Annotated in this window: 11 protein-coding genes and 1 riboswitch; of the genes, 1 reads left to right on the top strand and 10 read right to left on the bottom strand. The window is 52.3% G+C overall.

The features are described 5' to 3' along the window. Window positions 1-73: 73 nt before the first annotated feature. From KCG54_RS09140 to gcvT, 9 genes are all read right to left on the bottom strand, one after another. A complete protein-coding gene (locus tag KCG54_RS09140; RefSeq protein WP_254323990.1) occupies window positions 74-853 on the bottom strand; it encodes a DeoR/GlpR family DNA-binding transcription regulator in 780 nt (259 codons plus the stop codon). A 72-nt stretch (window positions 854-925) separates the two neighbouring features. Continuing rightward, entirely contained in the window at window positions 926-1,639 is a 714-nt protein-coding gene (locus KCG54_RS09145) for a GntR family transcriptional regulator (RefSeq protein WP_254323991.1), read from the bottom strand. 259 nt (window positions 1,640-1,898) lie between these two features. Beyond that, window positions 1,899-2,318 carry an OsmC family protein gene (locus tag KCG54_RS09150; RefSeq protein WP_254323992.1) on the bottom strand — a complete coding sequence of 140 codons (420 nt, stop codon included), beginning with the start codon at window positions 2,316-2,318 and terminating at the stop codon, window positions 1,899-1,901. A 111-nt stretch (window positions 2,319-2,429) separates the two neighbouring features. Continuing rightward, entirely contained in the window at window positions 2,430-3,239 is an 810-nt protein-coding gene (gene thiD, locus KCG54_RS09155) for a bifunctional hydroxymethylpyrimidine kinase/phosphomethylpyrimidine kinase (protein WP_254323993.1), read from the bottom strand. Window positions 3,240-3,464: 225 nt separating this feature from the next. Then, window positions 3,465-6,317, bottom strand: a complete 2,853-nt coding sequence (gene gcvP, locus KCG54_RS09160; protein WP_254323994.1) for an aminomethyl-transferring glycine dehydrogenase — start codon at window positions 6,315-6,317, stop codon at window positions 3,465-3,467. A gap of 55 nt (window positions 6,318-6,372) precedes the next feature. Then, on the bottom strand, window positions 6,373-6,924 hold the full coding sequence (locus tag KCG54_RS09165; protein ID WP_049332166.1) for a DNA-3-methyladenine glycosylase I: 552 nt from the start codon (window positions 6,922-6,924) through the stop codon (window positions 6,373-6,375). A 107-nt stretch (window positions 6,925-7,031) separates the two neighbouring features. Further along, the gene (gcvH, locus tag KCG54_RS09170) at window positions 7,032-7,418 is read right to left on the bottom strand and encodes a glycine cleavage system protein GcvH (protein WP_141761473.1); all 387 of its coding nucleotides are present in this window, start codon (window positions 7,416-7,418) and stop codon (window positions 7,032-7,034) included. Between the two features lie 51 nt (window positions 7,419-7,469). Beyond that, entirely contained in the window at window positions 7,470-8,009 is a 540-nt protein-coding gene (locus tag KCG54_RS09175; protein ID WP_349306445.1) for a hypothetical protein, read from the bottom strand. 147 nt (window positions 8,010-8,156) lie between these two features. Beyond that, complete coding sequence (gcvT, locus tag KCG54_RS09180; RefSeq protein ID WP_254323996.1) at window positions 8,157-9,257, bottom strand: glycine cleavage system aminomethyltransferase GcvT; 1,101 nt, start codon at window positions 9,255-9,257, stop codon at window positions 8,157-8,159. A gap of 210 nt (window positions 9,258-9,467) precedes the next feature. Further along, a riboswitch (glycine riboswitch) is annotated at window positions 9,468-9,565 on the bottom strand. 205 nt (window positions 9,566-9,770) lie between these two features. On the opposite strand from gcvT, the gene ubiB reads away from it, so the two are divergent. Continuing rightward, entirely contained in the window at window positions 9,771-11,282 is a 1,512-nt protein-coding gene (gene ubiB / locus KCG54_RS09185) for a ubiquinone biosynthesis regulatory protein kinase UbiB (RefSeq protein ID WP_254323997.1), read from the top strand. Between the two features lie 75 nt (window positions 11,283-11,357). Here the strand turns inward: ubiB and KCG54_RS09190 are convergent, their stop codons facing one another. Then, on the bottom strand, window positions 11,358-12,728 hold the full coding sequence (locus KCG54_RS09190; protein ID WP_254323998.1) for a chloride channel protein: 1,371 nt from the start codon (window positions 12,726-12,728) through the stop codon (window positions 11,358-11,360). Between the last annotated feature and the right edge of the window lie 12 nt (window positions 12,729-12,740).

Raw genomic sequence — 12,740 nt, forward strand, 5'->3', positions numbered from 1 at the left:
TTTCAGACGGCCTGAACATTCAATCAGGCCGTCTGAAAGGAATGGAATGATGGCTCAATTGTACCCGACTTGGCTACTTTGATACAGGGTCGGCAACCTGCCACGCTACGCCGCGCTCGTTTAGGGTTTTCTGCATGGCGGCGGATGGTGTGCGGTCGGTAAACAGCTTATCGAATGCGCCGATATCGCCCAGTCTGACCAAGGCATTGCTGTTAAATTTGCTGTGGTCGACACCAAGATAGCGCACGCGGGCATTGTTTACCATCGCCTGCATGACGCTGACTTCCTTGTAATCGTCATCCAAAAGCGAGCCGTCGTTTTCTATGCCGTGGGTACTCATGATGGCATAGTCGACTTTGAATTGGTTGATGAAATCGACGGTCGCCACGCCGGTAATGCCACCGTCCAAAGGACGGACCACGCCGGAAGCGATGATGACCGTGTAATCGGTACGCGCCGCAGTGATGGAGGCGGCGTAGATGTTGTTGGTGATAATCCGCAGGTTTTTACGCTGTCTGACCAACTCGGCGGCGACGGCTTCCATGGTGGTGCCGATGCTGATAAACAGCGAGGCATTGTCGGGAATGGTGGAAGCAATCAGTCGGGCAATGGCGTTTTTTTCCTGCTGCTGATGGTTGCGCCGCTCCTGCCCTGCCGTTACGACTGAAACGTCGCCCAAAGATGCGCCGCCGTGATAGCGTTTGAGTTGTCCGGTCTCGCTTAACTCTTGCACATCGCGGCGTATGGTTTGCGGCGTAACATCCAAATTTGCCGCCAATTCTTCCACCGTCATAAAGTTATGTTCGCGGACAAGGGTGAGGATCTGTTCGTGTCTTTGGATTTTTGGTTTCATGGCGTTTCGCTTTGTAGGGATAAACCAATGGCCGTCTGAATATTTCAGACGGCCTTGTTATTGTCAAACCGATTATATCTCGAGTTTCTGTTCCAAGCGTTCCATACACGCGCCCAAGTGGCGGCGCATGACTTTGGTCACACGGTTGCGCTTGCCGGCCACCAATAAATCGAGGATTTCTCGGTGTTCATGGTGCGAATTGGAATCGATGTTGCGCTTTTCTTTGCGAAGCGGATCGGAAACGGCCACAATCAATGAAGAGCGCGCGCACAAGGTATTCATGATTTCAAACAGGACATCGTTGTCCAACAGCCGCGCCAATTCGACATGGAAGGCATTGGACAGGCGGTTCCAACCCACGCGGTCGCCGCTTTCGGAGGCTGCGCCCTCTTGCTCAATCATGGCGTAAAGCGGTTGCAGACGCATTTCCAAGTCAGGCATATCGATAAGGACGCTCAGAATCATACTTTCCATTTCGATACGCGTGTTGAACACGTCTTTCATTTCTTTCAAGTCCGGCACATGGACAAATGCGCCGCGATTGGGCTGCAAATCGACGATTTTATCGTGCGCCAAAAGCGATAATGCGCCACGCACGGTATTGCGCGAGCAAACCATTTGTCGGCAAAGCTCGGACTCGGTCAGTTTTTTGCCCGGCAGCAGCAGATGGTCGGTAATGCCGTCCAAAATCAATGCGTACACGCGGAAGAGTTCCGAATCGTGACGCTCTTCCAAAATAAGCGATGAAGTTGCAGGCGCAACGTTGGTATTATTTTCGTAATCCATAATGTTTCCCCAGTATCCGTATTAAGGCGCAAGCGTTTACAAACCTGCATCTTTCGGGGTTGTTTAAAATATAATTAAAAATTGTTGACAATGTTAAACGAAACTTGCACAATGAGATCAACAAGCCAAGTTATAAAGGCTGATAGAGAGAGAGAAAAAGGAATAAAAAGCAAGCAGATATATTCATGTTAATGCGTGAATATATCTGCTTTTTTGTGTGCAGCCGTCTCACGCTCCGGCTTTTTCCTTGAAAACCGCCTTATTCTGTTTCGACGATCTCGAAGCTGTGGCTCATTTTTGCCACTTTACCCAGCATAATCGATGCGGAGCAATATTTTTCGGCAGACATCTGTACGGCGCGCTCAATCGCGCTTTCTTGCAAATCTCGACCATACACTTTGAAGTGGATATGGATTTCGGTAAACACGCGCGGCGCGGTGTCGGCGCGTTTGGCAGTCACTTCGGCACGGCAGTCGGTGATTTTTTGGCGTTGTTTCTCGGCAATCATCACGACATCGATGCTGGAACAGCCTGCTACACCCAACAACAGCATTTCCATCGGGCTGGGGCCGCGTTTGACTTCGCCTTCAGCCGCCGCGCCTTCCATCACAACGCTGTGTCCGTTTGCCGTTGTACCGACGAAGCACATTCCGTCTATCCATTTTGAGGTAACTTGCATGGTGTCTTTTTTATCCGTAAAAGCATTAATCTGATATTGTAAACAATTTCAAGTGATAAACCTAGTCAGGCCGTCTGAAAAATACAATCAATTACAATTGGCCTAAACGCATTATTTGTCCTGATACGCCCAATGGTTGACCGGCCCGTGTCCTGCCCCAATGCCCAAAGGATGGGAAATGGCGGCGGCAATATAGTTTTTTGCCGTTTGAACCGCCTCGGGCACGCTAAACCCTTTTGCCAACTCGGCAGTAATGCAGGCCGAAAACGTGCAGCCCGTGCCATGCGTATGCGGCGTTGGGAAACGTTTGCTGTTCAGCTCAATGGTTTCGTATGGCGTAAACAGCCAGTCGGTGCAATATTCGCTTTGGCTGTCGGCAAGATGGCCGCCTTTAATCACCACATTTTTCACGCCCCAATCCTGAAGAATTTTGGCGGCGCGTTCCGCATCTTGGCGGTTTTCAATATTGATACCCGTCAATGCCTGCGCTTCGGGCAGATTGGGGGTCAAGACGTCCGTATGCGGCAGCAGCAGGCGTTTCATGGCTTCGACGGCCGAGTTTTCCAACAGCGGGGCACCGCCTTTGGCAATCATAACCGGATCCAACACGCGTTTGCCGAAGTCACATTCGGCGGTTTGTTCCGCCACACATTCGATGATTTCCGCCGTACCCAGCATGCCGATTTTATAGGCGCGGATTTGGAAATCTTCCTGAATCGCAGCAATTTGCGTGGCAATCATGTCGGTCGGTATCGGATGCACTGCCGATACGCCCAAAGTATTTTGTGCGGTAACCGCGGTCAGTACGCTGGTGCCGAACACGCCGCGCATTTGAAATGTCTTCAAATCCGCCTGTATGCCTGCGCCACCACCGGAATCGGAGCCGGCAATCGTCAGCGTTTGAATAAAAAGTTCGTCCATCGTGTCCTCCTGTTTTTCAGACAGCCTTTTGCTTATCGTTATGGGAAGCCGTTTTGGTTTTATCCGCAAGCAAAGGCATGCGCCGTTTATCTTTCCGAATGCCTTATCTATTGTTTTACCAAAAACAAATGTATGTTCTCGGGTGGAATATCTTAACAAACAAAAGGCCATCTGAAAACTATTTTCATTTTCAGACGGCCTGTTCAATTTTAAACCTATTCAGGCTTATTCTTCGTATGCGTCAATCGGCAAGCAGGAGCAAACCAGATTGCGGTCGCCATACACTTCATCTACCCGTTTGACGCTCGGCCAGAATTTGTGTTCGCGGACGAACGGCAATGGGAAGACAGCTTCTTCGCGGGAGTACGGATGCGCCCATTCGCCGGTTACATCAGACGCGGTATGCGGAGCATTCACCAGCGGATTGTCCTCTTTCGGCCACTCGCCGCGCTCAACTTTCAGCACTTCCTGTTTAATTTGTTTCAGGGCGGCGATGAAGCGGTCGAGTTCGGCTTTGCTTTCGCTTTCGGTCGGCTCGATCATCAGCGTACCGGCAACAGGGAAGGAAACCGTCGGCGCGTGGAAGCCATAGTCCATCAGGCGTTTGGCGATGTCAGTTTCAGTGATGCCGCTTTCGGCTTTAAGCGGACGCAAATCAACGATACATTCGTGCGCGACGCGGCCGTTTTTGCCTGTATACAGAATCGGATAGTCTTCGCTCAGACGTTTGGCAACGTAGTTGGCGTTGAGCAATGCCCAGCGTGTTGCCTGCTCCATGCCTTGTTTGCCCATCATGGTCAGGTACATCCAAGTAATCGGCAGGATGGACGCAGAACCGAAGGCCGCAGCAGCAACGGCGGTTTGGTCGGCACTGGCGCTGTAGGTGTCGGTCAAAGCGTGTCCCGGTGCAAACGGGGCAAGGTGGGCTTTCAAACCGATAGGGCCGACGCCCGGACCGCCGCCGCCGTGAGGGATACAGAAGGTTTTGTGCAGGTTCATGTGCAACACGTCCGCGCCGACTTCAGCAGGCTGCATGATGCCGATTTGGGCGTTGAGGTTGGCGCCGTCCATGTAAACCTGTCCGCCGTTTTCATGGATGATGCGGCAGATGTCGCGGATGCCTTCTTCGTACACGCCGTGGGTGGACGGGTAAGTAATCATGATGGCGGACAAAGCGTCGCGGTATTGCTCGGCTTTGGCTTTCAAATCGTCGATGCTGACGTTGCCGTGTTCGTCGGTATCGACAACGACGACTTTCAAACCCAGCATAGCGGCAGTCGCAGGGTTGGTGCCGTGTGCGGATTTGGGAATCAGGCAGATGTGGCGGTGTCCCTCGCCGTTGGCTTCTTGATAGCGGCGGATGGAGAGCATGCCGCTGTATTCGCCCTGCGCGCCGGAGTTGGGCTGGAAGGAAATCGCGTCAAAGCCGGTGATGGCTTTCAGGCTGTTTTCCATATCAGCAAGCAATTCGCGGTAGCCTGCGGCTTGGTCTTTGGGGGCGTAGGGGTGGATGTCGGTGAACTCTGCCCAAGTAATCGGCAACATTTCCGCAGTCGCATTGAGCTTCATGGTGCAGCTGCCCAATGAAATCATGCTGCGGTTCATCGCCAAGTCGCGGTCTTCGAGTTTTTTCAGGTAGCGCAACATTTCGTGTTCGGTGTGGTAACTGTTGAACACAGGATGTTGCAGAATGTCATCCTGACGCAGCAATTCGGCATTCAGACGGCCTTTGACATCATCGGCAAATGTAGCCGTATCTTTGCCGGTAAACGCACGGTACAAATCGACCAAATCTTCGTATGCCGACGTTTCATGGAATGCAGCCGCAATTTGAGTATCGTTGACGCGGCGCAGGTTGTAACCCGATTCCAAAGCAGCGGCAAACACTTGGTTTGCTTTCTCTTTGCTGCCGAAATCGACGGTAACGGTATCGAAGAAGACTTTGTGAACCACATTCAGGCCGTCTGAAACCAGCGCATCGGCAAAGGCAGAAGCCAGCGCATGAATGCGGTTGGCAATGCGTTTCACGCCTTCAGGGCCGTGGTAAACGGCATACATACCGGCCAAGTTCGCCAGCAATGCTTGTGCGGTACAAATATTGGATGTCGCTTTTTCGCGGCGGATGTGTTGCTCGCGTGTGGACAACGCCATGCGCAGCGCGGGTTTGCCCGATGCGTCTTTGGATACGCCGATGATGCGGCCCGGAGCGGAACGTTTGAACTCGTCTTTAAACGCGAAATAAGCAGCGTGCGGACCACCAAAGCCCATCGGCACACCGAAGCGTTGGGTATTGCCCAAAGCAATATCTGCGCCCAATTCAGCCGGAGACTTCAGCAAAACCAAACTCATGATGTCGGCGGCAACGGCCACGATTGTGCCTTTGGCTTTCAGACGGCCGATAACGTCCTGCAAGTCTTGCACATCGCCATCTTTGCCGACGTATTGGAACAGCGCGCCGAAGTATTCGCCTTCATCCGCTTGGGCAAAATCGCCGACCACCAGTTCAAAGCCGAAATATTTGGCGCGGGTTTTCATCACGTCCAAAGTTTGCGGATACACGCGCGCATCCACAAAGAAACGCTCGGATTTCACTTTGCCCACGCGGTGCGCCATCGCCATCGCTTCGGCCGCGGCAGTTGCCTCGTCCAACAAAGACGCGCCTGCCACAGGGAAACCGGTCAAATCGATACACACTTGTTGGAAGTTCAACAAAGCTTCCAAACGACCCTGCGCGATTTCCGCCTGATACGGGGTGTAGGCGGTATACCAGCCTGGATTTTCCAATACGTTGCGCAAAATCACATTCGGCACGCGGGTCGGGTAATAACCCAAACCGATATAGGACTTATTGATCACGTTTTTAGACGCAATGCCTTTCAATTTCGCCAACGCATCCGCCTCGGTCAGGGCTTCGGGCAGGTCGAGTTCGGACGGCATACGGATGCTTTGCGGCACAGTATTGCCGACAAAATCATCCATGCTCTTCTCGCCGAGCGCTTCCAAAAGCGCAGCCTCGTCGCCAAAGCTCAAATGGCGCGCGGCAAATTCGTTCGGGTTGAACAATTCAGATAGTTTCATTTCTACTCCTTCGGTGTTATCGATATCAACACTGTTTTTTCTTGCAGATGTTGTTTCAGACGGCCTCCGCCCACTTTGGACGACATGCCAATATTTCCCTATAAACCGGACAGGTTTCCACATGCGCGCCGGGTAGGTAGCCGGTACTCATCAGAAATTCGCCGACGATTTCGCCGCCGACAAATTTGAAATGTTTTTTAAACAGCTTCACCCATTCAGCCTTGTCGAGCGGATGGTTCGCATCCAGCCAGTTTTTAAATGAGCCGTATTCTTGCTGTATTTGTTTGATTTGTCGCGCGTTATAAATGGCTGCGTTGATTTTCAGGCGGTTGCGGACGATGCCTGCATCGGCAAGCAGTCTCTCAATATCGGCCTCGTCAAATGCGGCGACCGTATCGATGTCGAAACCTTTAAATGCCGTCTGAAATGCCTGCTGCTTCTTCAGCATCAGCGTCCAGCTCAATCCTGCCTGATTGATTTCCAACACCAGCCGCTCAAACAATTCATTGTCGTCCTCAATCGGAAAACCGTATTGCGTGTCGTGATAATGTTGGTTGGGGTTGTCCGTATCGTCGGGTAGCGTGGCGACAAATTCGCAGTAATTCATGTTTATTGAGGAAAAATTGAAACAAAGGCCGTCTGAAAGCATTTTTCAGACGACCTAAGACCTGCAATATCAAACAGATAAAAAACCTGTTTGGATGTTTGCAAAAATCAAGCTACTTCGCCTGCATATTGTTCGGCAGTCAGCAGACCGTCGTAATCGGCAGGGTTGGCAGGTTTGATTTTGAAGAACCAGCCTGCGCCGTAAGGATCGCTGTTGGCAGTTTCCGGAGCGCTTGGCAAATCTTCGTTGACGGCAACGATTTCGCCTGCAATCGGCGCGTACACGTCAGATGCGGCTTTTACAGACTCAACCACACCGGCTTGTTCTTCGGCAGCCAGGTTTGCACCGACTTCTGGCAGCTCGACGAACACGATGTCGCCCAACAGCTCTTGCGCATGGTGGGTAATGCCGACGGTAACGGTACCGTCGTCTTCAAGGCGCAGCCATTCGTGGCTGGCAACGTATTTCAGTTCGGCTGGGATGTTGTTGCTCATGGTTTGATACTCCATTGATAGGGGGTTATTTTCAGACGGCATCTGCTCAGCTTAGCGTGCGCAGATACCTCGTGCGATTAATTCTTCCAAGCGTCCGTAATGGACGGCAATCATATTGTTTTTATCTTGTTCCAATTTTTGCTTTTGGGCGGAAGGAAGTTTAGGGGATGCAGAATAATCCAAATATGCTTCGTTTATCTTGCGCTTGTTACTTGCCATTACGCCGCTTGCGCGGAATACAACGATTCCTTGTTTGGACCTCATATTGTCTGCAACGGCAACCTTCAGGCCTTTGTTGCGGTAATCTGCACAAATGCCTGTAACTGCCGATACTTTATCCACTTCAACTGTTCCCGCATAACGGCTGAACGCATACAGGGTAAATGATTTCGCTTGCGACAATGATTTCAGGTCGGAAGCACGGCTTCTACCCTTATTATCTTGCACGGCAATACTCAAATCATCATTCATGCGGATAATATCAAGGGCATATTCCCCGTCTATCGTCACCTCACCGGCAATCTTTCCATTGCCGCCAACGGTTTTCATAAATGTTGCAGTACGAGATTTTCCTTCTGTATCGAAAAACATCAATCCGCGCTCGCCTGCAGACGAAGCGCAAGCCGATAACATAAATACCAACAATAAATTGCAGAAGGTTGCTTTCATAGGAAATAACAATTCCTTAAAACCTGCTTTCAGACGGCCCTTAACAAATAAAGGCCGTCTGAACCGATATTAATCAAACTGTTTTTGACCGTTGCGGACGAACGGCAGCTTCAGTACGCGCACGTCTACTTCTTTGCCGCGAATCAGGACTTTGGCGGTATCTCCATCAAAATCTTTCGGTACGCGCGCGATGGCGATGGATTGTTTCAGGCTTGGAGAGAATACGCCGCTGGTGGTTTCGCCTTGGCCTTTGTCGGTCAACACTTCCATATGCGCGCGCAGGATGCCGCCTTTTTCGAGCAACAGGCCGACCTGTTTCACGGTAACGCCTTTTTCTTTCAATGCCAGCAAGGCGGCTTTACCTACGAAGTCGCGGCTTTCATCTTTCAAGTCAACGGTCCAACCCATGCCTGCTTCGAGCGGGCTGGTATTGTCGTCCATATCGTTGCCATAAAGGTTCATACCGGCTTCCATGCGCAGGGTGTCGCGTGCGCCGAGGCCGCAAGGCTGTACGCCTGCTGCTTGCAGGGCTTTGAAGAATGCGACGGCTTCAGTGCCGGGCAGGATGACTTCGACGCCGTCTTCGCCGGTATAGCCTGTACGGGCGACAAACCAGTCGTTGCCCAAGTCTGCACCTTGGAACGGTTTGAGACCGTGAATCACGTCCGCCCATTCAGGTTTGACGGTCAGGAGTTTTTCGATGGCTTTCGGGCCTTGTACGGCGAGCATGCCGAGGTCGTAGCGCGGATTGAAGGCAACGCCGAACTCTTGTCCGACTTTGTGGAATTGCGCCGTATCTTTTTCGCGGGTCGCGCCGTTGGACACGATGCGGTATTGGGTTTCGGCTTCATTGGTGCGGTAAACAATCAAGTCGTCAATCACGCCACCGTTGTCGTTGAGCAAAGCGGAATAAAGGGCTTTGCCGACAAAAGCGAGTTTGGCGACATCGTTGGCAATCAATTTGCGAAAAAAGGCTTTGGCATTTGCGCCTGCTACGTCGGTAACGAGCATGTGTGATACGTCAAACATACCGGCGTCGGTGCGCACGGCTTCGTGTTCGGCGATTTGTGAACCATAATGGATGGGCAGCTCCCAGCCGGCAAAATCGACCAGCTTCGCGCCTGCATCTTGATGGGCTTGATGAAATGGGGTGGTTTTCAGAGCAGTCATTCTCAAGTTTCTCCGGATTTTTTGTTCAGATGCCGCCCGCGCACCTGTGCGCGGATGACCCTATCTGTCCTTGAACCTGAGATTTTCGGCCGTATCCGCATGATGGCAAACCAGTCTGCTCACTGCTTTGCGCGGTTGTCTGAATGGTGGTTCAGACGGCCTTCTCCCCTTCGGTGGACGTTATTCTAACGCCGCTCTCCAGATTGTTTGTTTCAATGTGCAGTCCCTGATACCTGAGCGATTTAAGGGTGTCTGCGCCTTCGGTGGTTACATTGTAGTTGGGTGTAACACTCTCCTGCACATTTCCCGATTATGTCTTGAATCGGCAGTTTGGGCAAGTAGCCGACGAATATTTATGATGTGAATATTCGTCTTTTTATTGGGGCGGCAAAATCTGAGCCTTTATAAAATTGTTCACTATGCGGCAAATGTTTTTGCAAAAGTCTCAGGCCGTCTGAAGCCCTTACCTGTTTTTCCTATATAATTCTGTTTTTCGATTTATCTGCGTCCATCATGAACCGCCTCAAACGCATTAAAACCATCCTCTGCACGCTCTACCGCTACCGCCTTGCCGAGCTGATTGCCTCGCTGGTCCATCCGGGTTGGGCGCGGACTTTCCTCAATATGCTGCCGCAGTCGTCCAAGTTCAAACACGAGACGCCTGCCGTACGCCTGCGTTTGGCGTTGGAAAGCCTGGGGCCGATTTTCATCAAATTCGGACAGGTATTGTCCACGCGCCCCGATTTGATTCCGCACGATTACGCGGTCGAACTGGCAAGGCTGCAAGACAAAGTGCCGCCGTTTGACGCGCAGCTTTCGCGCTCGCAAATCGAAAAATCACTGGGACAATCCATCGACACTTTATACGCGGAATTTGAAACCGAGCCTGTCGCCAGCGCGTCCATCGCCCAAGTACACAAAGCCCGCCTGCATTCGGGCGAACAAGTCGCAGTGAAAGTCTTGCGCCCCAACCTTTTGCCCGTTATCGAACAGGATTTGTCGCTGATGCGCTTTGGTGCAGGCTGGGTAGAGCGTTTGTTTTCAGACGGCAAGCGTTTGAAGCCGCGCGAAGTGGTGGCCGAATTTGATAAATACCTGCACGATGAATTGGACTTGATGCGCGAAGCCGCCAATGCCAGCCAGCTCGGTCGCAATTTCCAAAACAGCAATATGCTGATTGTGCCGAAGGTGTTTTACGACTACTGCACCAGCGACGTGCTGACCATCGAATGGATGGACGGCACACCGGTATCCGATATCGCCAAACTCAAAGCAGACGGCATTAATTTGCACAAACTTGCCGATTACGGTGTGGAAATCTTCTTCACACAAGTCTTCCGCGACGGTTTTTTCCATGCGGATATGCACCCCGGCAACATTCTGGTCGCCGCCGACAACCGCTACATCGCCCTCGATTTCGGCATTGTCGGCACGCTGACCGACTACGACAAGCGCTATCTCGCCATCAACTTCCTCGCCTTCTTCAACCGCGATTACCACCGCGTCGCCACCGCCCATATCGAATCGGGCTGGGTACCTGCCGACACGCGTGCGGAAGAATTGGAAGCCGCCGTCCGCGCCGTGTGCGAACCGGTGTTCAACAAACCGATTTCGCAAATTTCCTTCGGCTTGGTGCTGATGCGCCTGTTTGAAGTCAGCCGTCGCTTCAATGTCGAAATCCAACCACAGCTGGTATTGCTGCAGAAAACACTGCTCAACATCGAAGGCTTAGGCCGCCAACTCGATCCCGATTTGGACTTGTGGAAAACCGCCAAACCGTTTTTGGTGCGCTGGATGAACGAACAGGTCGGCCCCAAAGCCCTTTGGCGCAACCTCAAAAACGAAGCCCCCGACTGGGCGCAAATCATCCCTTCCCTGCCGCGCAAAATCAGTGCGCTGATTGATGAAAACCGCCAGCAGGAAATGCGCGATGCCTATGTGCATCTGGTCAAAGTACAGCAACGCCAAAGCCTGTGGCTGGGTGTGATTGCGGTTGTTTTGTTGCTGATTTTGCTGTTTAAGTAAAACTGAAATACAGCTTTAAACGACATAACAAAGGCCGTCTGAAATCGATTTTCAGACGGCCTTTTATATGCCGACCTATTCTTTTTTCTCGTGCTGAACATGTCCGCTTTCGGCTTCAATATGCCGTCTGAAGCGCAAACCTGCAGCATGGTAAAACGGATGCGGCGAGAATTGGCGCGAGACTTGCGAAGCGAAGATGCAAGTCAGCAGCATCCAAAACAGCAAATTCTGTCCGCCCGTCATTTCCATTACCACCACGGCGGCGGTCAACGGCGATTGGGTCGCGGCGGCAAGGAATGCGGCCATGCAGAGCAAAACCGCGACATTGGACGCGTCGCCCAGTTGCACGAAAGAAGCCATGTGTTCGCCTATCATCGCACCGATGGTTAAAGACGGCGTGAAGATACCGCCGGGAATACCTGCCCAATAGCTGAACACGGTCGCCGCCCATTTTGCGGCGGCCAAGCCGATCGGCGCTTCATACGCGCCTTTGAGTGCGGCTGCGGCTTCGTGATAACCCGTGCCATAGGTTTTGCCTTGATAAAACGTACCAAGCAACGCCAGCAAAATACCCATTGCAAAGGCAACTACCAACAAATGGCGGCGGATGAAACTGCGCCAGCGTACCGGTGCAAATGCCGCTGCGCCGCGATACAAAAAGCTGCTGAACAATCCGCCTGCTACACCGCAGATGATGCCCGACACCGCGGCCCACATCAGCATGTTTGGCAGCTCATGCCCTTGAAACCCTGAGAAATACGGGTTGTTGCCCTGTATCGCCACTTGAATGAAACCGGCCGCCAACACGCCCATCAGGATTTGACGTTCCCAACGCAAAAGCACGCCGCGCCCCAATTCTTCGATGGCAAAGACCACGCCGGCTAAAGGCGCGTTAAACGCCGCCGCCAAACCGCCGGCCGCGCCTGCGGCAATCAAATCGTTTTCCTGCATGCCCCTAAACGCCAGCCCGTGCTTTTTACACCACGCGCCCCAAGCGTTCATTACCGCCGCGCCCACTTGCACAGACGGCCCTTCCCTACCGACAGACGCACCCAACAGCATGGCGCAAAACGTCAGCGGAATTTTGAAAAAGGTTTCGCCCAGACGAATCAAACGGGTTTTCTGCGCGCCATAAGGCAAAGACAAAGAGGCGATGACCTGCGGAATACCGCTGCCGGAAGTGTACGGCGCAAATTTGCGCGTAAACCACGCCAAAAGCGGCAAACCCAGCGGCAAAGCCACCCACGCAAACCACGGATATTTCCCCACCAGCAAAGCGTTCCATTCCAAAGCCAAATCCGCCAAGTACGCAAACATCAAAGCCGTCAGGGCAACCAGTGCCGATCCTGCCAGCAAAAACAGAAGGGCAATGCTCTTTTTCGACAGGCGTTTGGTTTGGCGGATTTTGTGGGCAAGGCGCGCCGCCCAAGTCTGGGGAAATTTCATAATAAACACGCA

Origin of the sequence: Neisseria subflava (genome assembly GCF_024205705.1) — a bacterium.
In the GTDB taxonomy this organism is placed as follows: Bacteria; Pseudomonadota; Gammaproteobacteria; order Burkholderiales; family Neisseriaceae; genus Neisseria; species Neisseria subflava_D.

Excerpts from the sequence above, each read along its gene's own strand:
- gcvH (WP_141761473.1), bottom strand. The coding sequence starts at position 7,418 with ATGAGCAACAACATCCCAGCCGAACTGAAATACGTTGCCAGCCACGAA.
- gcvT (WP_254323996.1), bottom strand. The coding sequence starts at position 9,257 with ATGACTGCTCTGAAAACCACCCCATTTCATCAAGCCCATCAAGATGCA.
- KCG54_RS09140 (WP_254323990.1), bottom strand. The coding sequence starts at position 853 with ATGAAACCAAAAATCCAAAGACACGAACAGATCCTCACCCTTGTCCGC.
- ubiB (WP_254323997.1), top strand. The coding sequence starts at position 9,771 with ATGAACCGCCTCAAACGCATTAAAACCATCCTCTGCACGCTCTACCGC.
- KCG54_RS09175 (WP_349306445.1), bottom strand. The coding sequence starts at position 8,009 with ATGTTTTTCGATACAGAAGGAAAATCTCGTACTGCAACATTTATGAAA.
- KCG54_RS09165 (WP_049332166.1), bottom strand. The coding sequence starts at position 6,924 with ATGAATTACTGCGAATTTGTCGCCACGCTACCCGACGATACGGACAAC.
- KCG54_RS09150 (WP_254323992.1), bottom strand. The coding sequence starts at position 2,318 with ATGCAAGTTACCTCAAAATGGATAGACGGAATGTGCTTCGTCGGTACA.
- KCG54_RS09190 (WP_254323998.1), bottom strand. The coding sequence starts at position 12,728 with ATGAAATTTCCCCAGACTTGGGCGGCGCGCCTTGCCCACAAAATCCGC.
- KCG54_RS09145 (WP_254323991.1), bottom strand. The coding sequence starts at position 1,639 with ATGGATTACGAAAATAATACCAACGTTGCGCCTGCAACTTCATCGCTT.
- thiD (WP_254323993.1), bottom strand. The coding sequence starts at position 3,239 with ATGGACGAACTTTTTATTCAAACGCTGACGATTGCCGGCTCCGATTCC.
- gcvP (WP_254323994.1), bottom strand. The coding sequence starts at position 6,317 with ATGAAACTATCTGAATTGTTCAACCCGAACGAATTTGCCGCGCGCCAT.